Here is a 19572-nt window from a genome sequence, read left to right on the forward strand (position 1 = left end):
CAGCCGGGTGTGGAACAGCGCAGGGTGTGCAGCGATGCGATCAGGCTTTCAGCTGGGTGGCCCAGGCGTGCAATGCTTCCAGCTGCTGTACCACCAGGCCTTGCAGGCGCTCGTCGGTGAGGTTGCCTTCGGCATCAAAACCGCCGGCAAAGGCATTGGCAAACACTTCCGGCTTGTTCAGCGGGTGCAGGTCCAGATACACGCAGCTTTGGCGCAGGTGGTACTGCGCACGCGAAGTACCCATGCCGCCGCCAGCGCCCACAATGGCCACGGCCTTGCCTGCCAGCAGTTTGTTGTCCGGCTCGCGCGAAGCCCAGTCCAGCGCGTTTTTCAGCGCCGGGGCCATGGAGTAGTTGTATTCCGGGCAGCCCAGCAGCAAGGCATCAGCCTTTGCCAGTTGTGCCAGCAGTTGTTGCACGGCGGCCGGTTTTTCAGTGATGTCGGCGTTGTAGAACGGGACCTGACTGAGGTCGGCAATGTCGATCTGGATGCCGGCTGGCGCATGTGCCTTGGCGTAGCGCAGCAGACCCATATTGGTGGAGGCACGGCGCAGGCTGCCGCAAATGGCCAGAACGTTCAGTGTGCTCATTGTGGTTCCTTGTGTGAGGAAAGCGGGCAGAAGAGGTAAAGCCCGTCTGCATTCTAGTTAGCGCATCCATGGCTTTCCAGTCCTGACGGTCAGTGACCGGCTGTGCAGGCAAATGCAGCTTGGCGTTTCGCATTCACTGGCAGTCCAGCTTATAATGTGCGGCTGTCCGCATTCAAGGTTTTACATCGTGTCCGAACGCTTTGCCGTATGGCTGCAATATCTTCTGCCCAAGCAGGCTTTAACCATTCTGGCCGGCAAGCTGGCAAGTGCCGAAGCCGGCAGCCTGACCACGGCGGTCATCCGCTGGTTTGTCGGACGCTATCAGGTGAACATGGCCGAAGCGGCCAATCCGGATATCAGCAGCTATCCCAGCTTCAACCAATTTTTTACCCGCCCGCTGCGTGCCGGTGCGCGACCATTGGCGGATACCGCACTGATCTGCCCGGTGGATGGTGCCATCAGCCAGTTTGGTGCCATTCACGCCGATCAGATCTTCCAGGCCAAGGGCCATGCGTATTCCACCACCGCGCTGGTGGGTGGTGATGCCGAGATGGCGGCACGCTATCAGGACGGCCAGTTCGCCACCATTTATCTGAGCCCGCGTGATTACCACCGCATTCACATGCCTTGCGACGGGCGTCTGCTCAGCATGACTTATGTGCCCGGTGCGCTGTTTTCGGTGAATCCGGCCACGGCACGTGGTGTGCCCGGCCTGTTTGCCCGTAACGAACGGGTGGTATGCGAGTTTGAAGGCCCGCATGGCCGTTTTGTGTTGACGCTGGTGGGTGCCACCATCGTTGGCAGCATGGGTACGGTCTGGCACGGCATTGTCAATCCGCCACGTCCGGGCCGCATTCAGCATTGGGATTATCAGGACCAGCAAATCATGCTGCGCAAGGGCGAGGAGATGGGCCGTTTCCAGCTGGGTTCTACGGTGGTATTGCTGTTCCCGGCCACAGCTGGCCTGCATTTTGAGCAGGACTGGCAACCGGCACGTCCGGTGCGTCTGGGCGAGAGCATGGCGGACACGGTCTGAATGCCATCCGGTTTGGACATGGCGTGCATGAACCCGGTTTGGCCGGGTTTTTTCGTATCCGGACTGGTATGAGGCCGGGTGTGCAGTCAATATGCAACAGCTATCCATGCAATATCATGCTTCTGTCCCGGCTGGGCAGGGGTAATGCCGCAGTCGGGTGCAATATCCCTGCTGAGCAAGGGTTAATTATGCTAATGTCACTGCCGCGCCTTGCCTGTGTTCCCGGTTTGTTCCGCCGCCCAGCCCAGTGTTGGTGGCAAGGCAGAATGATTTCTCAATCCCGTTGTGAGCCTTGATTCACCATGAATACCGACGCTGCCGGCTCCTCATCTTCCGTGCTGTCCGTTCCTGCGGCTTTTGCCAGTGCACGCGCGTCCTTTGCCAGCCCCTGGCGTTTGTGGCAACAGCTGTCGGTACGTGAGCGCTGGCTGTTGTTTGGCGCGTGGCTGGGCAGTCTGCTGGTTTCGCTGGGGCTGGGTGTGCTGTCGGTGGTGGATAACTGGTCTGGCATGCCACTGCAATTTGGTGGGGTGACGGTGTATATCACCGTCTACCCGGCCTTGCTGATCAGCCTGTGGTGGAGTTTGTGCATTGGCTGGTGGTGGGGGGCGATTCCGGCCTATCTCACCACCTTGTCGCTGGCCTTGTATGCCGGCATGGCCTGGCAATGGGCAGTACTGTTTGCCTTTGCCGACCCGTTGGGCGTTGCCGTGATTGCCCTGGGGTTTCGGGCCCTGCCGACGATGCGTGGGCTGCGCAGCCTGGAGTCGCTGCTGCATTTTGTCCAGCTCTCCTTTGCCGGCAGCATTTTCAGCTCCAGCGGCGCGCTGATCTGGACCTACAGCAATCATCAGCCTTTGTCGGAATTGCTGCCCATCTGGCAAGGCTGGTGGCTGGGCTTTTTCCTGCAGAACCTGTTGCTGGTGGGGCCTATCCTGGCGTGGTCCTGGCTGCAGACCGAGCGTTGGCTGTATGCGCGCTTGCCGCAGGTGCAGGGCAGTGATGGCGAATCGCGCCATCTGGTGGTGCTGCTGCTGTTATTGGTCAGTGTCGGCGTGCTGGTGTTTGGCTATTTGTCGCTGAGCCTTGGCAGCAGCCTGTTGCTGGGGCAGTTGCAGCGCGGTCTGGCTCCGGAGGTGCATCAGGCGGCGCTGGTAATGACCCAGACCGGCTGGGTGTTCTTCTGGGTATTTGCCCTGATCGTACTGTTCAATGCCTTTTTTGCCTACCGCCTGTTCCTGCACTGGCAAGGGCGCAACCAGCAACTGCTGGATGCGCTGAAGCAGAGCAATACCTATCTGGCGCAATTGGTGCGGCTGGACGGGCTGACCGGTCTGCTCAATCGCCGGTCCGGTGACGAGGTATTGCAGCAGGAGTGGTTGCGCTGTCAGCATTCAGGCCAGCAAGCGGTGCTGATCATGCTGGATATCGACCATTTCAAGCAGGTGAATGATGAGTACGGCCACGATGTGGGCGATCTGGTGATTGCACAGGTGGCCATGCTGTTGCAGGAGCATATGCGCCTGCACGATACCGCCATCCGTTACGGTGGCGAGGAGTTCCTGCTGGTGCTGCCGGACTCCACACTGGAACATGCCGCGCTGCTGGCCGAAACCCTGCGTCAGCAAATGGCGGCACGCACGGTGCATGCCAGTCAGGCCGATATCACGGTAACGCTGAGCCTGGGGGTGGCAAGCGCCTCGCTGTTGATGGCCGACAAGGCCGCCTGGGTGAAGCAGGCTGACATGGCGCTGTATCAGGCCAAACGTGCCGGGCGCAACCGGGTGGTGGTGGCAGGCTGATGCTGGCCATTACCCAATGAAAAATGGCCACCCGGGGGTGGCCATTCTTGTTTGTTGATTTGCTGACTTCAGCGCTCAGAAACTGTCGCCGGGAATACGCACCCAGCCTTCCATCAGCACGCGGGCGCTGCGGCTCATGATGGCCTTGCTGACCTGCCACTGGCCGTCCACCAGCCTGGCTTCCGCACCTACGCGCAGGGTGCCGGACGGGTGGCCAAAGCGCACAGACTGGCGTTCGCCACCACCGGCGGCCAGGTTTACCAGCGTGCCAGGAATGGCGGCTGCGGTGCCGATGGCCACCGCAGCGGTGCCCATCATGGCGTGGTGCAGTTTGCCCATGGACATGGCGCGCACGCGCAGGTCGATGTCCGCAGGGGTGATTTCCTTGCCGCTGGAGGCGATGTAGGCCGCAGGCGGAGCGACAAAGGCAATCTTGGGCGTGTGCTGGCGGGTGGCCGCTTCGGCAATGTCCTTGATCAGCCCCATGCGGACTGCTCCATGGGCGCGGATGGTTTCAAAGCGGGCCAGTGCGGCGGCATCGCCATTGATGGCCTCCTGCAGTTCGCTACCGCTGTAACCCAGTTCTGCTGCGTTAAGGAAGATGGTGGGGATGCCGGCATTGATCATGGTTGCCTGGAAACTGCCCACGCCCGGAACATCCAGCGTGTCCACCACATTGCCGGTGGGGAACATCGCACCGCCGCCATCGCCTTCGTCGGCCGGGTCGAGGAATTCCAGCTGTACCTCGGCGGCCGGGAAGGTGACGCCGTCCAGTTCGAAATCGCCGGTCTCCTGTACTTCACCGTTGGTGATGGGCACATGGGCGATGATGGTCTTGCTGATATTGGCCTGCCAGATGCGTACCGTGGCCACGCCATTGGCCGGGATGCGGCTGGCATCCACCAGTCCGCTCATGATGGCAAAGGAGCCGACGGCGGCGGACAGATTGCCGCAGTTACCGCTCCAGTCGACAAAGGCCTTGTCGATGGCCACCTGGCCAAACAGGTAGTCCACATCGTGATCGGGCCGGCTGCTCTTGGCCAGGATCACCGTCTTGCTGGTGCTGGAGGTGGCACCGCCCATGCCGTCGATCTGCTTGCCGTAGGGGTCGGGGCTGCCGATCACCCGCATCAGGATGGCGTCACGCACCGGGCCGGGCTGCTGCGCGGCGGCAGGCAGGTCTTGCAGGCGGAAAAACACCCCCTTGCTGGTGCCGCCACGGATATAGGTGGCAGGAATGCGGATTTGTGGAGCATGGGCCATGCAGTCTCTCCTGTCATGCTGTGGGCAAGGCCGTCAACAGGCATTGCCGGAATAGGTTGGCAAGCAGCAGGGCGGCTGCGAAACCGATTTCGCGCCGCCCTGCGGTTGGGGGCTGCTCTGGGTCCGGCCTGCCGGCAGGGACATACCCGCAGGCCGGGAGCAGCAAAACTCAAGCAGTGGTGGACTCCAGGAAGTCCTGGGCGAAGCGCTGCAGCACACCGCCAGCCTGATACACCCGCACTTCGGCGGCGGTATCCAGGCGGCAGGTGACCGGCACTTCCAGCGTCTCGCCATTGCGACGGTGAATCACCAGCGTCAGCGTGCAGCGCGGCGAGATGTCGCCCTTCACGTCGTAGCTTTCGGTACCGTCAATGGCCAGGGTCTTGCGGTTGGTGCCAGCCTTGAATTCCAGCGGCAATACGCCCATGCCCACCAGGTTGGTGCGGTGGATGCGTTCGAAGCCTTCGGCCACGATGGCTTCCACCCCGGCCAGCCGCACGCCCTTGGCTGCCCAGTCACGCGAGCTGCCCTGGCCGTAGTCGGCACCGGCAATGATGATCAGCGGCTGTTTGCGCGCCATATAGGTTTCGATGGCTTCCCACATGCGGGTGACCTTGCCTTCCGGCTCGATACGCGCCAGCGACCCCTTCTTCACCGCGCCATCCACCACGGCCATTTCGTTCACCAGTTGCGGGTTGGCAAAGGTGGCGCGCTGGGCGGTCAGGTGGTCGCCACGGTGGGTGGCGTAGGAGTTGAAGTCCTCTTCCGGCAAGCCCATCTTGGCCAGGTATTCACCGGCAGCCGAGCTGGGCAGGATGGCGTTGGACGGCGACAGGTGGTCGGTGGTGATGTTGTCCGGCAGCACCGCCAGCGGCAGCATGCCCTTGAGCGTACGCTCGCCGGCCAGCGCGCCTTCCCAGTAGGGCGGACGACGGATGTAGGTGGACTTCGGACGCCAGTCGTACAGCGGGCTCTTGGCTTCTTCCACCTGACCCAGGTCGAACATCGGGATGTATACCTGCTTGAACTGCTCCGGCTTCACGCAACGCGCCACGATGGCGTCGATTTCATCATCGGACGGCCACAGGTCCTGCAGGCGGATTTCCTTGCCATCCACCACGCCCAGTACGTCTTTTTCGATATCAAAGCGCACGGTACCTGCAATGGCGTAAGCCACCACCAGCGGTGGCGAGGCGAGGAAGGCCTGCTTGGCATACGGGTGGATACGGCCATCGAAGTTGCGGTTGCCCGACAGAACGGCGGCGGTGTACAGGTCGCGGTCTATGATTTCCTGCTGGATTTTCGGGTCCAGTGCGCCGGACATGCCGTTACAGGTGGTGCAGGCATAGGCGACGATGCCAAAGCCCAGCTTTTCCAGTTCCGGCAGCAGTCCGGCTTCTTCCAGATACAGCCTGGCCACCTTGGAGCCCGGGGCAAACGAGGACTTCACCCACGGCTTGCGCAGCAGGCCCAGCTCATTGGCTTTCTTGGCCAGCAGGCCGGCGGCCACCACATTGCGCGGGTTGCTGGTGTTGGTGCAGCTGGTGATGGCGGCAATGATGACCGCGCCATCCGGCAGCAGGCCTTCGGCTTCTTCGGCACGGGCCTTGTCCAGGTCAACCGCAATGCCGCGCTCGGCCAGTGCCGAGGTGGGCAGACGTTTGTGCGGGTTGGACGGGCCAGCCATATTGCGCACCACGCTGGAGAGGTCGAACTCCAGCACACGTTCGTATTGCGCGCTTTCCAGGCTGTCGGCCCACAGGCCGCTGACCTTGGCGTAGTTTTCCACCAGTGCCACTTGCTCGGCTTCGCGGCCGGTCAGCTTGAGGTAGTCGATGGTTTGCTGGTCGATATAGAACATGGCGGCAGTGGCACCATATTCCGGGCACATATTGGAAATGGTGGCACGGTCGCCGATGGACAGGCTGGCAGCACCATCACCAAAGAACTCGACATAAGCGCCCACCACGCGCTCCTTGCGCAGGAACTCGGTGAGCGCCAGCACGATGTCAGTGGCGGTAATGCCGGGCTGGCGCTGGCCGGTGAGCTTGACGCCGACGATGTCCGGCAGACGCATCATGGACGGGTGGCCCAGCATCACGGTTTCCGCTTCCAGGCCGCCCACGCCGATGGCAATCACGCCCAGTGCATCCACGTGCGGGGTGTGGCTGTCGGTGCCGACACAGGTGTCGGGGAAGGCCACGCCGTCGCGCACCTGGATCACCGGCGACATTTTTTCCAGATTGATCTGGTGCATGATGCCGTTACCGGCCGGAATCACATCCACATTCTTGAAGGCAGTCTTGGTCCACTCGATGAAGTGGAAGCGGTCTTCATTGCGACGGTCTTCAATGGCACGGTTTTTTTCAAAAGCCTGCGGGTCGAAACCACCGCACTCCACTGCCAGTGAGTGGTCGACAATCAACTGGGTCGGCACCACCGGGTTGACCAGCGAGGGGTCACCGCCCTTGTCGGCAATCGCGTCACGCAGACCGGCCAGGTCGACCAGTGCGGTCTGACCCAGAATGTCGTGGCACACCACGCGCGCCGGATACCAGGGGAAATCCAGGTCGCGCTTGCGTTCGATCAGTTGCTTGAGCGCGTCGGTCAGCAGTTCCGGTTCGCAGCGGCGCACCAGTTGCTCGGCCAGTACGCGCGAGGTATAGGGCAGGGTGGCATAGGCGCCGGGCGCAATGGCGTCAACGGCGGCGCGGGTGTCGTAGTAGTCCAGCTGGCTGCCGGGCAATCGGGTGCGGTAGTTTTTGTTCATGGCGTCGCTAAAACTCTCAGGGTGGAAGCAAAGCGGGGAGCTATCCTTGCGGCTTAGCTCCCCTGACCATCAGCGTTGTGCCAGCGGCACGAAAGCCTGATCGTCCGGGCCGGTGTAGTTGGCCGACGGGCGGATGATCTTGCCGTCAATGCGTTGCTCGATCACGTGCGCGCTCCAGCCGCTGGTACGGGCAATCACGAACAGCGGGGTGAACATGGCCGTCGGTACGCCCATCATGTGGTAGGACACAGCGGAGAACCAGTCCAGGTTGGGGAACATCTTCTTGATGTCCCACATCACGCTTTCCAGGCGCTCGGCAATGTCGAACATCTTGCTGTCACCAGCGGCGGCGGACAGATTGCGCGCCACTTCCTTGATCACCTTGTTGCGCGGGTCGGAGATGGTGTAAACCGGGTGACCAAAACCGATCACCACTTCCTTGCGTTCCACGCGGGCCTTGATGTCAGCCTCGGCTTCATCCGGATTGTCGTAACGCTTCTGGATTTCAAACGCCACTTCATTGGCACCGCCGTGCTTGGGGCCGCGCAGCGCGCCAATGGCACCGGTAATGCTGGAGTACATGTCCGAACCGGTACCGGCAATCACGCGGCTGGTAAAGGTGGAGGCGTTGAATTCGTGCTCGGCGTACAGGATCAGCGAAGTGTGCATCGCCTTCACCCACAGCTCGGACGGCTTTTCACCGTGCAGCAGGTGCAGGAAATGACCGCCGATGGAGTCGTCGTCGGTTTCCACGTCAATGCGCTTGCCGTTGTGGCTGAAGTGGTACCAGTACAGCAGCATGGAGCCGAAGGAAGCCATCAGGCGGTCGGCGATGTCACGCGCACCGGCGATATTGTGGTCGTCTTTTTCCGGCAGGGTGCAACCCAGGGCGGACACGCCGCTGCGCATCACGTCCATCGGGTGGGCGGAGGCAGGCAGGGCTTCCAGCACACTCTTCACCACTTGCGGCAGGCCGCGCAGGGCTTTCAGCTTTTGCTTGTAGCCTGCCAGCTCGGCCTTGTTCGGCAGCTTGCCGTGCACCAGCAGGTAGGCGACTTCTTCAAATTCGCACTGATCGGCGATATCCAGAATGTCATAGCCGCGATAGCTCAGGTCGTTGCCGGTACGGCCAACCGTGCACAGGGCGGTATTGCCGGCGGCAACGCCGGACAGGGCGACCGATTTCTTCGGCTTGCCAGTCAGAACCACTTCAGTCATGCCATTTCTCCTTGGACAATTTCTCTGCTGTTACTGTTGTGCGCATGGTCAGGCTGCGCGGGGCTGCCTGACTGATTGGTTTTGCTGCCAGTCTTGCTGGTGGCAGGCAGTTATTTGTTTTTGCCTTCGGCGGACCGTTACTTGTTTTTGCCTTCGGCAAACAGCCCATCCAGCTTTTGCTCGTAGCTGTGGTAGCCCAGGTGTTCGTACAGATCCATGCGGGTCTGCATCAGGTCCAGCACATTTTTCTGGGTGCCGTCGCGACGCAGCGCGCCGTACACATTCAGCGCGGCCTGGCTCATGGCGCGGAAGGCGGACAGCGGGTACAGCACCAGCGACACCCCGTTTTCGCCCAGCTCCTGGGTGGTGTAGAGCGGGGTGGAGCCAAACTCGGTGATGTTGGCCAGCACCGGTACACCCACGGCTTCGGCAAACTGCTTGTACATGGCCAGATCGGTCATGGCTTCCGGGAAGATCATGTCGGCACCGGCTTCCACGCAGGCCACGGCGCGTTCGATGGCGGAATCCAGTCCTTCCACCGCCAGCGCATCGGTACGGGCCATGATGACGAAGCTGTCATCCTTGCGCGCATCGGTGGCGGCCTTGATGCGGTCTACCATTTCTTCCTGGCTGACAATCGCCTTGTTCGGGCGATGGCCACAGCGCTTTTGCTGTACCTGGTCTTCAATATGCACGGCAGCAGCACCGGCTTTTTCCAGGCTGCGGATGGCGCGGGCAATATTGAAAGCGCCGCCCCAGCCGGTATCGATATCCACCAGCAGCGGCAGTTCGGTCACGTCGGTAATGCGGCGCACATCAATCAGCACGTCTTCCAGGGTGGTGATGCCCAGGTCCGGAATGCCGCAGGAGCAGGCAGCCACGCCGCCGCCGGACAGATACAGGGACTTGAAGCCAGAGTGTTCGGCCAAACGTGCTGCATAGGCGTTGACTGCACCTACAACCTGCAGCGGCTTTTCTTGTTCTACGGCGAGACGGAAGCGTTGACCGGGTGTGCTCATGGCTGGGTCCTTGTGTTGATCCGGGTGATGTTGTGGTCATTCTAGCAAGTGCTTGGTTGGAGTGCAAATGCTCTATGGCCTCATTCTGCACGGAGGAACGTTTCAGCTTTTGCGCAAGGTCTGCTATGTTTCCGGGCAACAAAGCTCGGGGGAACTCATTGCACGAGCCACTGTCTAGCGTTGTGTTCACACAGCAGTACACACAACTAAACCAGTGGACAATTCAGGGAGCATTACAACGACATGAGTGATCGTGAGATCGATCAACAGTTGGTGGAGCGTGCCCAGCGAGGTGAAAAAAGAGCTTTCGACCTGCTTGTTGGAAAATATCAGCGTCGTCTGGCCAGACTTTTGTCACGTTTCATTCGCGACGGCGCCGACATCGAAGATGTGACGCAAGAAGCATTCGTCAAAGCGTATCGCGCCTTGCCATCTTTCCGTGGCGAGAGCGCGTTTTACACATGGCTGTACCGAATCGGCATCAATACTGCCAAGAATTTCCTCAGTTCAGCCGGGCGTCGTCCGGTGGTGAACAGCGAGTTTGAAGACGAAGATGGCGAGAGCTTCGACCTGGCGTCGCAAGTTCCCGACATGAATACGCCCGAAACCGAGCTGATGAACAAGGAAATCGTGACGACAGTGAACAGTGCCGTGCAGGCTTTGCCGGAGGAGCTCAGAACCGCCATCACCCTCAGGGAGATGGACGGACTGTCCTACGAAGAGATTGCACAGGTAATGAATTGTCCCATCGGCACCGTCCGCTCGCGTATTTTCCGTGCGCGGGAGGCCATTGCTGCCGAGTTGAGGCCATTGCTGGATACGGCAAAAAACAAAAGGTGGTAGGTATGAAAGAAAAATTATCTGCACTGATGGATGGCGAGCTGGACGGGCAGCTCGCTGACAGAACAATCAAAGCCATCACGGAAGAAGAGGAGCTCAAGCAGGTGTGGGATGCCTACCACCTGATCGGGGATGCCATGCGTGACAATTCCCATGTGAGCGTCAATGTGCGTCAGCGTGTTGCCACGCGCCTGGCTGCTGAGCCCACGGTACTGGCGCCGCGTCGCTGGATTGCGCCAATCCGGTCGCGCCGGGCGGGTGCCGTGGCGCTGGCGGCCAGCGTCAGCTTTGCCGCTGTGGTCGGCTGGCAGCAGCTGTCGCATGGCAATGCCGATTCCGCCGTGGCGGACCGGGGTGTGCCGGTAGCGTCGGTACAGTCGGCCCAGGAGCATGACGACCTGTATCTGGCGGCCCATCAGGAAATGACCGCTGACCAGAGCGTAGTCAAGGTTGCTTACGGGAATGGAGTCCGCCACTGATGCGTCTGACACAGCTCTCCGGGGTTTGTCTGATGGGGGTGGCCGTATTGGCTCACGCGGACGATGATTGGCTGGTGGTAAAAAAAGCCGCTGCAGCGGCAAGGCAATTGCCACTGAGCGGCACCTACCTGCATCAGATGAATGCCACTCTGGAAACCTACCGTATTGTGCGTGCCGGTTCTGGTGACAATATCCAGGAAAAACGCACCTCGCTGGATGGTCCGTCGCGCGAAATCATCCGCAAGGGTTTCGAGTTGGTCTGCTACGCGCCGGATGCCAAGTCACTGGGAGCGGCCAAGGTTAGCGCCATGCGCCTGTTTCCGGCCATTTTGCCCGACGACATCAGCAATATCGCCCAGTCCTACACGCTGAAGCATGGTGGCAAGGATCGGGTGGCGCAGCGTGATTGCAGCTGGCTGGACCTCAAGCCCAAGGACAGCAAGCGTTACGCCTTGCGCATGTGTGTCGATCCGGTCAGCAATCTTCCGCTGAAGGTCATCACGCAAAATGCCGCCGGAGAGCCGGTGGAGCAGTTCACTTTTACCGAAGTCGAATTGCAAGGCCCGAAAGACCGTGCAGCCTTCAAGCCGCAATACAAGCTGAGCTATGTATTGCGCAGCGCCAGTGCGCCGCAGATGACGCTGGATGCCGACGCGCCGTCTGAAGTTACCGGCATGCCGGGCGGCTTCAAGCTGTTGCGTGCGGTGCAGCGCAGCCTGCCTGGTCAGGCGGAGCGTACGGTGCGGCACATGGTGTATAGCGACGGTTTGGTAATGTTGTCGCTGTTCATCGAGCCACAGGGCGACAGCCGTGCCGAACGAGCGGTTAATCTGCATGGCGCGGTCAATATGGCCACGGCACCCCAGGGGGATTATCTGGTCACCCTGGTGGGCGATCTGCCCGAACCAACCATGCTGGCGATGATCAGGAACCTCAAGATCACTCTCAAGCCATGATGGTGCTGGCCGACCTTCCCGCCCTGGGCGGGGAGGTCGGCCACTTTAAGCTTCTCCGCTGTTTTCTGTGCAAACCACATCAAGATGGAGCGACCATGTCGATCAAAAAGCTGATCGTTGCTGCCATGCTGGCGGCTTCTGCATTCACTGTCCAACCTGCGGCTGCCCTGGCGGCTGATTTGCCTGACTTCACCCGTATTGTTGAAACGGAAGGACGTGCTGTTGTCAACGTCAGTACCACATCCACTATCAAGCAGAATGTCAGTGCCATGCCCGAAGGCATGGAGGGCGATCCATTCTTCGAATTTTTCCGCCGTTTTGCCCCGCAACAGCAGCAAGAGCGACAGGAGCGTTCGCTTGGCTCCGGCTTCATCATTTCGCCGGATGGCTATCTGCTGACCAATGCCCACGTGGTGGCGCGGGCGGACGAGATTACCGTCACCCTGACCGACAAGCGTGAATTCAAGGCCAAGGTGATTGGTTCCGATGCGCGCACCGATGTGGCCTTGCTCAAGATTGATGCCAAGAACCTGCCTGTGGTGCGGCTGGGAAACATGGCGGACGTGAAGGTTGGCGAATGGGTGCTGGCCATCGGCTCGCCCTTCGGCTTTGAAAACACGGTGACTTCCGGCATTGTCTCGGCCAAGAATCGCCTGCTGCCGGATGAGAATTTTGTCCCCTTCCTGCAAACCGATGCCGCAGTGAATCCGGGCAATTCCGGTGGCCCGCTGTTCAATCTCAAGGGTGAAGTGATCGGTATCAATTCCCAGATCTACAGCCGTTCCGGTGGCTTCATGGGTATTTCCTTCTCCATCCCGATTGATGTGGCCATGAATGTGGCCGATCAGCTCAAGGCCACCGGCAAGGTCAGTCGCGGTCGTATTGGCGTGGCAATCCAGGAACTGAACAAGGATCTGGCCGCTTCCTTTGGTCTGGCCAAGCCGGCTGGTGCGCTGGTGAATGATGTGGAGAAAAAAAGTCCGGCCGAGAAGGCAGGGCTGCGAACCGGTGATATCATCCTCTCCGTTGCCGGACAGGCCGTGGACTCTTCGTCAGACTTGCCGCGCCTGATTGGTGCCATTCGTCCGGGCAAGCCGGTGGTGCTGGAAGTGTGGCGCAATCGTGCCATGCAGAAGCTGACCGTGGTGCCGGAAGAGCTGAAAACCGAAGACGCCCGTACCGCCCAGCGCGAGTACCGTTCGCCGCAAGCGGTGCCGGATGCGCAGAACATGAAGCAGCTGGGCCTTGCCTTGCAGGAGCTGACGCCTGCCCAGTTGGCCAAGGTAGGGGTCAAGTACGGTTTGCAGGTGAAACGGGTGGGTGGTGCTGCGGCCCGTGCCGGCATTCAGCCGGGTGACGTGATTGTTGGTCTGGGTGGCGAGGCGCTGGGCAGTTTTGCCCAGTTCAAGGCGGCGGTCACTGCTGCGCCCAAGGGAAGTACCCTGGCCTTGCAGCTCTGGCGTCAGGGCATCACCCTGTTTGTGCCCTTGAGCATTGGTGGAGAAGAATGAAGCTGACTTTGTATTTCCGGGAGTACTGCAGTTTGTGCCATCAGATGCTGGCGGAACTCAAGCCGTGGCAAGACCGGCACGGCTTTGCGCTGGATGTGGTGGATGTGGATGCAGACCCCGAACTGGAGGCCAGATTCAACGAACTGGTGCCGGTTTTGATGGATGGTGAACAGGAGATTTGTCACTGGCATCTGGATATTCCTGCTTTGGCTGCACATTTGGGCGAAATCGGCTAAAATCCGCGCCAGTGTGAGTTGTTCGAGGGCACGCCAGCGTGCCCTTATCTTTTTGCTGGATACCGATGAAACATATCAGAAATTTCTCGATCATTGCCCATATCGACCATGGCAAATCGACCCTGGCCGACCGCTTCATCCAGTTTTGCGGTGGCCTCGAACTGCGTGAAATGAGTGCCCAGGTGCTCGACTCGATGGATATCGAGAAAGAGCGCGGCATTACCATCAAGGCCCAGACGGCTGCCTTGCAGTACAAGGCGCGTGACGGACAGGTATATAACCTGAACCTGATCGACACCCCGGGGCATGTGGACTTCTCCTATGAGGTTTCCCGCTCGCTGTCCGCCTGCGAAGGCGCACTGCTGGTGGTGGATGCCTCGCAAGGCGTGGAAGCGCAGACTGTGGCCAACTGCTACACCGCCATCGACCTGGGCGTGGAAGTGGTGCCGGTACTCAACAAGATCGACCTGCCCGCGGCCGAACCCGAGCGTGTCTCGCAGGAAATCGAGGACATCATCGGCATTGAAGCCATTGATGCCGTGCGTGCCTCGGCAAAGTCCGGCATCGGCATTGAAGACATCCTGGAAACCGTGGTCAGCAAGATTCCGCCGCCGGAAGGCAACCCGGATGGCCCACTCAAGGCGCTGATCATCGACTCCTGGTTCGACAACTATGTCGGCGTGGTGATGCTGGTGCGCGTCAAGGACGGTCAGGTACGTCCCAAGGACAAGATCAAGTTCATGGCCACCGGTGCCGAGCATCTGGTGGAGCAGGTGGGCGTGTTCTCGCCCAAGTCGGTGCAGCGCGAAGTGCTGAACGCCGGTGAAGTGGGCTTCATCATTGCCGGTATCAAGGAACTGAAGTCGGCCAAGGTGGGCGATACCATCACGCTGATGAAAACGCCGGCCACCGAGCCTCTGCCGGGCTTCAAGGAAGTGCAGTCCCAGGTATTTGCCGGCCTGTACCCGGTGGAAAGCCACGATTACGAAGCGCTGCGCGATGCGCTGGAAAAACTGCAGCTGAACGATGCCTCGCTCAAGTTCGAGCCGGAAGTGTCGCAGGCGCTGGGCTTTGGTTTCCGTTGCGGCTTCCTTGGCCTGTTGCATCTGGAGATCGTGCAGGAACGTCTCGAACGCGAGTTCGACATGGACCTGATCACCACGGCACCCACCGTGGTGTACGAGCTGGTGCTCAAGGATGGCAGCATCATCCAGGTGGAAAACCCGTCGCGCCTGCCGGATCCGGGCAAGATCGAGGAAATCCGCGAACCCATCATCACGGCGCACATCCTGGTGCCGCAGGATTATGTGGGCGCGGTGATCACCCTGTGTACCCAGAAGCGCGGCGTACAGCGCAATATGCAGTACCTGGGCCGTCAGGTGATGCTGACTTACGACATGCCGATGAACGAAGTGGTGATGGACTTCTTTGACAAGCTCAAGTCCACCAGCCGTGGTTATGCCTCGCTGGATTACGAGTTCAAGGAATTCCAGTGCTCTGATCTGGTCAAGCTGGATGTGCTGGTAAACAGCGAGAAAGTGGATGCACTCAGCCTGATCGTGCACCGTGCCTCCAGCATTTACCGTGGTCGCGAGCTGGTGTCCAAGATGCGCGAACTGATTCCGCGCCAGATGTTCGACATTGCTGTGCAGGCGGCCATCGGCGGGCATATCATTGCGCGTGAAACCGTCAAGGCGCTGCGCAAGAACGTGCTGGCCAAGTGCTACGGCGGTGACATCACCCGTAAGAAAAAGCTGCTGGAAAAACAAAAGGCAGGTAAAAAGCGGATGAAACAGGTGGGTAATGTGGAAATTCCGCAAGAGGCATTCCTGGCCATTCTTCAAGTAGGGGACAAATAAGTGGGCGAAAACCTGTTCTGGGTATTTATCGTTGCCGTGATTGTCGGCGGCATGCTGATTGCTTTTGGCGGCCAGCGTGAAGTCGGCCAGAAAGACTGGCCGGTATCGGTGCAGTGGGGCTATCTGGCCCTGGTCATCGGTGGCTTTGGCCTGCTGTCCAATTACATGAGCTTCACCGCGGTGATGCTGGTGTTCGTGCTGGTGACCGGTGTGGTCTGGGCGCTGGACAAGTTTGTGCTGGCAAAGAAACGTGCCGGTGAAGCAGGGCACTTCGTTGAATACTCGCGCGGGTTTTTTCCGGTCATCCTGGTGGTGTTCCTGTTGCGTTCCTTCCTGGTGGAGCCTTTCCAGATTCCCAGTAGCTCCATGCGTCCGGGGCTGGTGGTGGGTGACTTCATCCTGGTCAACAAGTTTGCCTACGGCATCCGTGTGCCGGTGCTCAACAACGTGATCGTGCCGGTGGGCAAGGTCAGCCGTGGGGACGTGGTGGTGTTCAACTATCCGCCCAACCCCAAGGTCAACTACATCAAGCGTGTGATTGGTGTGGCCGGTGACGTGGTGGAATACCGCAACAAGCGTCTCACCATCAATGGCAAGGCAGTGCCGGATGAAAAAGACGGTACTTATGACTATCTTGAACAAAGCCTGGGCACCATTCACAACGACCAGTTCAAGGAAGTGATGGATGGCAAGGCGTACAAGGTCCTGAACATTCCGGATGCACCGGTAGTGGCACTGGGGCAGGTGGCAGAATTCCCTTACCGCGACCAATGCCAGTATGATGACAACGGCTTTGTCTGCAAAGTGCCGGCCGGTCATTACTTCATGCTGGGCGATAACCGGGACAACAGCCTGGATGGCCGCTACTGGGGCTTTGTTGACGACAAGCTGATGGTGGGCAAGGCTTTCCTGATCTGGATGAACTTCGGCGCCCTGTCACGCATCGGCACCAGCATCCACTAATACCAAGTCATGGGGACTCACATGCAGCGTCAGCACGGTTTGTCAGTCATTTCTGTTCTGGTCATCATGTTGTTTGTCGGCGCAGGTTTCCTGCTGGCAGGCAAGGTGCTGCCGGTATACAAAGAGTATGCCGAAGTGCGCAAGGCAGTGACGGCCATGGCCGGGCAAACCGGCAAGAGCGAGTACGATTTGCGTCGTGAGTTCATGAACCATGCCATGGTGGGCGACATTTCCTCGATCAAGCCGGAAAACCTCACCATCATTACCACCAGCAACAGTGTGTTCATTCGTGCCGCCTACCGGCGCGAAGTACCGCTGTTTGCCAATGTCAGCCTGGCCTTCGATTTTGATACCCAGGCTGGACAGACACCTCAGTAACTACCGTGAACCATGTTGATACCCGATTCCGGCGCCTGTCCGAGGCGCTGGATTATTCATTCCAGAAGCCCGATCTGCTGCGTCAGGCGCTGACGCACCGCAGCTTTGCCGCGTCCAACAATGAGCGTTTCGAGTTCATTGGCGACAGCATTCTCAATTACACCGTGGCGCGCATGTTGTTCGACCAGTTCCCCCGCCTCAGCGAGGGCGAACTGTCGCGACTGCGGGCCAATCTGGTCAACCAGAACACGCTGGCGGAAATCGCCCACGAACTGAAGCTGGGTGACTACCTGTATCTGGGCGAAGGCGAACTCAAAAGCGGCGGCTTCAACCGTCCGTCCATACTGGCGGATGCGCTGGAGGCCACGTTTGCGGCGGTCAGCTTTGATGCCGACTTCCAGCATGCCGAACAGGTGGTACGTCGGCTGTATGGCAGCCGCGTGGCCGCCATCGACCCCACCAAGCATGCAAAGGACGCCAAGACCCGCCTGCAGGAAGCCTTGCAGGCGCGCAAATGGCCCTTGCCCAAATACCGCATTCTTGGCCAGACCGGCGAAGCCCACGAACAATGGTTCAAGGTGCTGTGCGATCTGGGCGAACTGATGATCGAATCGCAGGGCGAAGGCGGCAGCCGCCGCGCCGCAGAACAGCAGGCAGCGGAAGCCGCCTTGCTGCTCCTTGAACAAAAACTGGCCACAGGCAAGAAACACGCATGACAGAACACGCATATCACTGTGGCTTTGTAGCCATCGTGGGCCGCCCGAATGTGGGCAAGTCCACGCTGATGAATCACCTCATCGGCCAGAAAGTCAGCATCACCTCGAAAAAGGCGCAAACCACGCGTCACCGGGTCAATGGCATTCATACCGAAGACAATGCCCAGTTCATTTTTGTTGATACGCCGGGTTTCCAGACCTTCCACAAGGGCGCGCTCAACGAAACGCTCAACAAGAGCGTGAAGGATTCGCTGGGTAGCGTGGACTGTGTGCTGTTCATTCTGGAAGCCATGCGCATCAGCGCGGCCGACCGCGAAGTGATGGCGCTGCTGCCAAAGCACACGCCGGTAATCCTGGTGATCAACAAGCTGGACAAGGTCAAGGACAAGCTGTTGCTGCAGGAATTCATCGACGGCGTGCGTGCGGAATTCCCCTTTACCGATTGCGAAGTGGTCAGCGCCAAGCACGGCCAGCGCCTGAGCGAACTCTTGGACAAGGTGCGTCCGCATCTGCCGGAATCCATGCCGCTGTATCCGGACGACATGGTGACCGACAAGAGCGAGCGTTTCCTGTCGGCCGAAATCGTGCGCGAAAAGCTGTTCCGCTATCTGGGCGAAGAACTGCCTTACGAAATGAACGTGGAAGTGGAAATGTTCGAGATGGACGGTGCGCTGCGCCGCATCCACATTGCCGTTCTGGTGGACAAGGAAAACCAGAAGCCCATTGTGATTGGCAAAGGCGGCGAGAAGCTGAAGAAGATTTCCACCGAAGCTCGTCTGGACATGGAAAAGCTGTTTGACGGCAAGGTATTCCTGCAAGTGTGGGTGAAGGTGAAATCCGGCTGGGCCGATGATGTACGCTTCCTGCGGGAATTCGGCTTGAACTGATGTTGCACGCTTCTTCACAGCCGCCCTGTTGGGCGGTGATTTTTTCTGCACCCGCCAGCCCGGCGGACCTGACCGGACGCATGTTGCGCCTGGCCAGCCTGCAAGCGGGCTATCTGGGTGCTGATTCCGTACAGGATGACAGCGGCAAGGCCTTCACCCGTTGCTATTGGGACAATGTGGATGCCATCGCCGCCTGGCGCATGCATGCCGAGCAGTTGCTGTCTCGTGCCGGAGGCCGGGAAGGCGAGCTGCAATTTGCCCTGCAGATCGACCGCATCAGCCCGCCTGCGGATGTTGGTTCCGGAATGAAGAAATGAGCCAGCAAGGCAGGGTGGACCGTCAGGCCGCGTATTTGCTGCATGCACAACCCTACCGGGAAACCAGCCTGCTGGTGGAAGTGCTGACGCCGCAGCATGGCCGCTTCACCATGGTGGCGCGCGGCGCGCGCCGGCCACGTGCTGATGTGCGCGGCGTCCTGCTGCCGTTCCAGCCGCTTACCCTGTCCTGGTTCGGCAAGGGCGAGGTACGTACCCTGCACACGGCTGAATGGAATGGCGGGGTGCCACAACTGGCCGGCATGCGCCTGATCTGCGGCTTTTACCTGAACGAGCTGATGCTCAAGCTCACCGCCCGTGACGATGCCGAGCCGCGTGCCTTCGCCGTCTACGACCAGGCGGTCAGGGCGCTGGCGCTGGCCGACTCCCTGTCAGCCACCTTGCGACGTTACGAATTGCGGCTATTGCAGGCGCTGGGCTATGCTGGCAGCTTCGCCTGTGACCAGCACGGCGCTGCCATCGACGCCGCAGCCCTCTACCTGTGCCGTGGTGGTGCCTTGCCCGAGCGCGATGCCGGATTCGACCCGACAGGGCCCTTCCTGCGCCTGCCAGGCAGTGAACTGCTGGCCATCGAGGCAGACAACTACACTGCCATCAGCACCCGCCGTGCAGCGCGCAGCCTGCTGCGGCTGCTATTGACTGATTTGCTGGGCGAGGAGCCATTTGCCTCGCGTGAACTCTTGCAGGCCGTCAACGCCATTGCCGATTGAGGCCT

At 59.9% G+C, this 19572-nt stretch carries 19 protein-coding genes; 14 read left to right on the forward strand and 5 right to left on the reverse strand.

Annotation, left to right across the window (positions count from 1 at the left end; translation table 11 throughout):
* Positions 1-40 precede the first annotated feature (40 nt).
* Positions 41-589: an NADPH-dependent FMN reductase gene (locus DKK66_RS15635; RefSeq protein WP_131359566.1), complete on the reverse strand. Its 549-nt coding sequence runs from the start codon at positions 587-589 to the stop codon at positions 41-43.
* Positions 590-776: 187 nt separating this feature from the next.
* Here DKK66_RS15635 and asd point away from each other — a divergent pair, with 187 nt between their 5' ends.
* Both asd and DKK66_RS15645 read left to right on the forward strand, forming a co-directional pair.
* Positions 777-1625 carry an archaetidylserine decarboxylase gene (asd, locus tag DKK66_RS15640; RefSeq protein ID WP_207389793.1) on the forward strand — a complete coding sequence of 283 codons (849 nt, stop codon included), beginning with the start codon at positions 777-779 and terminating at the stop codon, positions 1623-1625.
* A 302-nt stretch (positions 1626-1927) separates the two neighbouring features.
* Positions 1928-3427 carry a diguanylate cyclase gene (locus DKK66_RS15645; protein ID WP_131359569.1) on the forward strand — a complete coding sequence of 500 codons (1500 nt, stop codon included), beginning with the start codon at positions 1928-1930 and terminating at the stop codon, positions 3425-3427.
* A 75-nt stretch (positions 3428-3502) separates the two neighbouring features.
* Here the strand turns inward: DKK66_RS15645 and prpF are convergent, their stop codons facing one another.
* The 4 genes from prpF to prpB all read right to left on the reverse strand — a co-directional run bounded on the left by prpF (position 3503) and on the right by prpB (position 9697).
* Positions 3503-4690 carry a 2-methylaconitate cis-trans isomerase PrpF gene (prpF, locus tag DKK66_RS15650; RefSeq protein WP_131359571.1) on the reverse strand — a complete coding sequence of 396 codons (1188 nt, stop codon included), beginning with the start codon at positions 4688-4690 and terminating at the stop codon, positions 3503-3505.
* Positions 4691-4859: 169 nt separating this feature from the next.
* On the reverse strand, positions 4860-7460 hold the full coding sequence (gene acnD, locus DKK66_RS15655) for a Fe/S-dependent 2-methylisocitrate dehydratase AcnD (RefSeq protein ID WP_131359573.1): 2601 nt from the start codon (positions 7458-7460) through the stop codon (positions 4860-4862).
* Between the two features lie 69 nt (positions 7461-7529).
* Positions 7530-8678 (reverse strand): 2-methylcitrate synthase, encoded by a 1149-nt coding sequence (prpC, locus tag DKK66_RS15660; RefSeq protein WP_059287001.1) that lies wholly within the window; start codon positions 8676-8678, stop codon positions 7530-7532.
* A 137-nt stretch (positions 8679-8815) separates the two neighbouring features.
* On the reverse strand, positions 8816-9697 hold the full coding sequence (gene prpB, locus DKK66_RS15665; protein ID WP_045847945.1) for a methylisocitrate lyase: 882 nt from the start codon (positions 9695-9697) through the stop codon (positions 8816-8818).
* A gap of 243 nt (positions 9698-9940) precedes the next feature.
* On the opposite strand from prpB, the gene rpoE reads away from it, so the two are divergent.
* The 12 genes from rpoE (at position 9941) to recO (ending at position 19567) form a co-directional block, all read left to right on the forward strand.
* Entirely contained in the window at positions 9941-10540 is a 600-nt protein-coding gene (gene rpoE / locus DKK66_RS15670) for an RNA polymerase sigma factor RpoE (protein WP_045847946.1), read from the forward strand.
* Between the two features lie 2 nt (positions 10541-10542).
* Positions 10543-11016, forward strand: coding sequence for a sigma-E factor negative regulatory protein (locus DKK66_RS15675; RefSeq protein ID WP_131359575.1), 474 nt, complete (start codon positions 10543-10545; stop codon positions 11014-11016).
* Positions 11016-11972, forward strand: a complete 957-nt coding sequence (locus tag DKK66_RS15680; protein WP_131359577.1) for a MucB/RseB C-terminal domain-containing protein — start codon at positions 11016-11018, stop codon at positions 11970-11972. Before DKK66_RS15675 ends, DKK66_RS15680 begins: the two co-directional genes overlap by 1 nt.
* Before the next feature lie 95 nt (positions 11973-12067).
* Positions 12068-13483 carry a DegQ family serine endoprotease gene (locus DKK66_RS15685; protein ID WP_062787045.1) on the forward strand — a complete coding sequence of 472 codons (1416 nt, stop codon included), beginning with the start codon at positions 12068-12070 and terminating at the stop codon, positions 13481-13483.
* Entirely contained in the window at positions 13480-13719 is a 240-nt protein-coding gene (locus tag DKK66_RS15690) for a glutaredoxin family protein (RefSeq protein WP_045847950.1), read from the forward strand. The genes DKK66_RS15685 and DKK66_RS15690 overlap by 4 nt, the downstream gene beginning before the upstream one ends.
* Positions 13720-13784: 65 nt before the next feature.
* Entirely contained in the window at positions 13785-15578 is a 1794-nt protein-coding gene (lepA, locus tag DKK66_RS15695) for a translation elongation factor 4 (RefSeq protein ID WP_131359579.1), read from the forward strand.
* A complete protein-coding gene (lepB, locus tag DKK66_RS15700) occupies positions 15579-16541 on the forward strand; it encodes a signal peptidase I (RefSeq protein ID WP_052694226.1) in 963 nt (320 codons plus the stop codon).
* 21 nt (positions 16542-16562) lie between these two features.
* Positions 16563-16919: a DUF4845 domain-containing protein gene (locus DKK66_RS15705; RefSeq protein WP_131359581.1), complete on the forward strand. Its 357-nt coding sequence runs from the start codon at positions 16563-16565 to the stop codon at positions 16917-16919.
* A gap of 5 nt (positions 16920-16924) precedes the next feature.
* Entirely contained in the window at positions 16925-17635 is a 711-nt protein-coding gene (gene rnc / locus DKK66_RS15710) for a ribonuclease III (protein ID WP_045847953.1), read from the forward strand.
* On the forward strand, positions 17632-18522 hold the full coding sequence (era, locus tag DKK66_RS15715; RefSeq protein ID WP_045847954.1) for a GTPase Era: 891 nt from the start codon (positions 17632-17634) through the stop codon (positions 18520-18522). Before rnc ends, era begins: the two co-directional genes overlap by 4 nt.
* Positions 18522-18839: an antibiotic biosynthesis monooxygenase gene (locus DKK66_RS15720; RefSeq protein WP_131359583.1), complete on the forward strand. Its 318-nt coding sequence runs from the start codon at positions 18522-18524 to the stop codon at positions 18837-18839. Before era ends, DKK66_RS15720 begins: the two co-directional genes overlap by 1 nt.
* Positions 18836-19567: a DNA repair protein RecO gene (recO, locus tag DKK66_RS15725; protein WP_045847956.1), complete on the forward strand. Its 732-nt coding sequence runs from the start codon at positions 18836-18838 to the stop codon at positions 19565-19567. Before DKK66_RS15720 ends, recO begins: the two co-directional genes overlap by 4 nt.
* The last annotated feature ends 5 nt before the right edge of the window (positions 19568-19572 follow it).

Source organism: Aquitalea sp. USM4 (genome assembly GCF_004328945.1).
GTDB classification, from domain to species: Bacteria; Pseudomonadota; Gammaproteobacteria; order Burkholderiales; family Chromobacteriaceae; genus Aquitalea; species Aquitalea pelogenes.

Coding starts and splice junctions, on each gene's coding strand:
- DKK66_RS15635 (WP_131359566.1), bottom strand. CDS start 589: ATGAGCACACTGAACGTTCTGGCCATTTGCGGCAGCCTGCGCCGTGCC.
- DKK66_RS15645 (WP_131359569.1), top strand. CDS start 1,928: ATGAATACCGACGCTGCCGGCTCCTCATCTTCCGTGCTGTCCGTTCCT.
- prpF (WP_131359571.1), bottom strand. CDS start 4,690: ATGGCCCATGCTCCACAAATCCGCATTCCTGCCACCTATATCCGTGGC.
- acnD (WP_131359573.1), bottom strand. CDS start 7,460: ATGAACAAAAACTACCGCACCCGATTGCCCGGCAGCCAGCTGGACTAC.
- prpC (WP_059287001.1), bottom strand. CDS start 8,678: ATGACTGAAGTGGTTCTGACTGGCAAGCCGAAGAAATCGGTCGCCCTG.
- prpB (WP_045847945.1), bottom strand. CDS start 9,697: ATGAGCACACCCGGTCAACGCTTCCGTCTCGCCGTAGAACAAGAAAAG.
- rpoE (WP_045847946.1), top strand. CDS start 9,941: ATGAGTGATCGTGAGATCGATCAACAGTTGGTGGAGCGTGCCCAGCGA.
- DKK66_RS15675 (WP_131359575.1), top strand. CDS start 10,543: ATGAAAGAAAAATTATCTGCACTGATGGATGGCGAGCTGGACGGGCAG.
- DKK66_RS15680 (WP_131359577.1), top strand. CDS start 11,016: ATGCGTCTGACACAGCTCTCCGGGGTTTGTCTGATGGGGGTGGCCGTA.
- DKK66_RS15685 (WP_062787045.1), top strand. CDS start 12,068: ATGTCGATCAAAAAGCTGATCGTTGCTGCCATGCTGGCGGCTTCTGCA.
- DKK66_RS15690 (WP_045847950.1), top strand. CDS start 13,480: ATGAAGCTGACTTTGTATTTCCGGGAGTACTGCAGTTTGTGCCATCAG.
- lepA (WP_131359579.1), top strand. CDS start 13,785: ATGAAACATATCAGAAATTTCTCGATCATTGCCCATATCGACCATGGC.
- DKK66_RS15705 (WP_131359581.1), top strand. CDS start 16,563: ATGCAGCGTCAGCACGGTTTGTCAGTCATTTCTGTTCTGGTCATCATG.
- era (WP_045847954.1), top strand. CDS start 17,632: ATGACAGAACACGCATATCACTGTGGCTTTGTAGCCATCGTGGGCCGC.
- DKK66_RS15720 (WP_131359583.1), top strand. CDS start 18,522: ATGTTGCACGCTTCTTCACAGCCGCCCTGTTGGGCGGTGATTTTTTCT.
- recO (WP_045847956.1), top strand. CDS start 18,836: ATGAGCCAGCAAGGCAGGGTGGACCGTCAGGCCGCGTATTTGCTGCAT.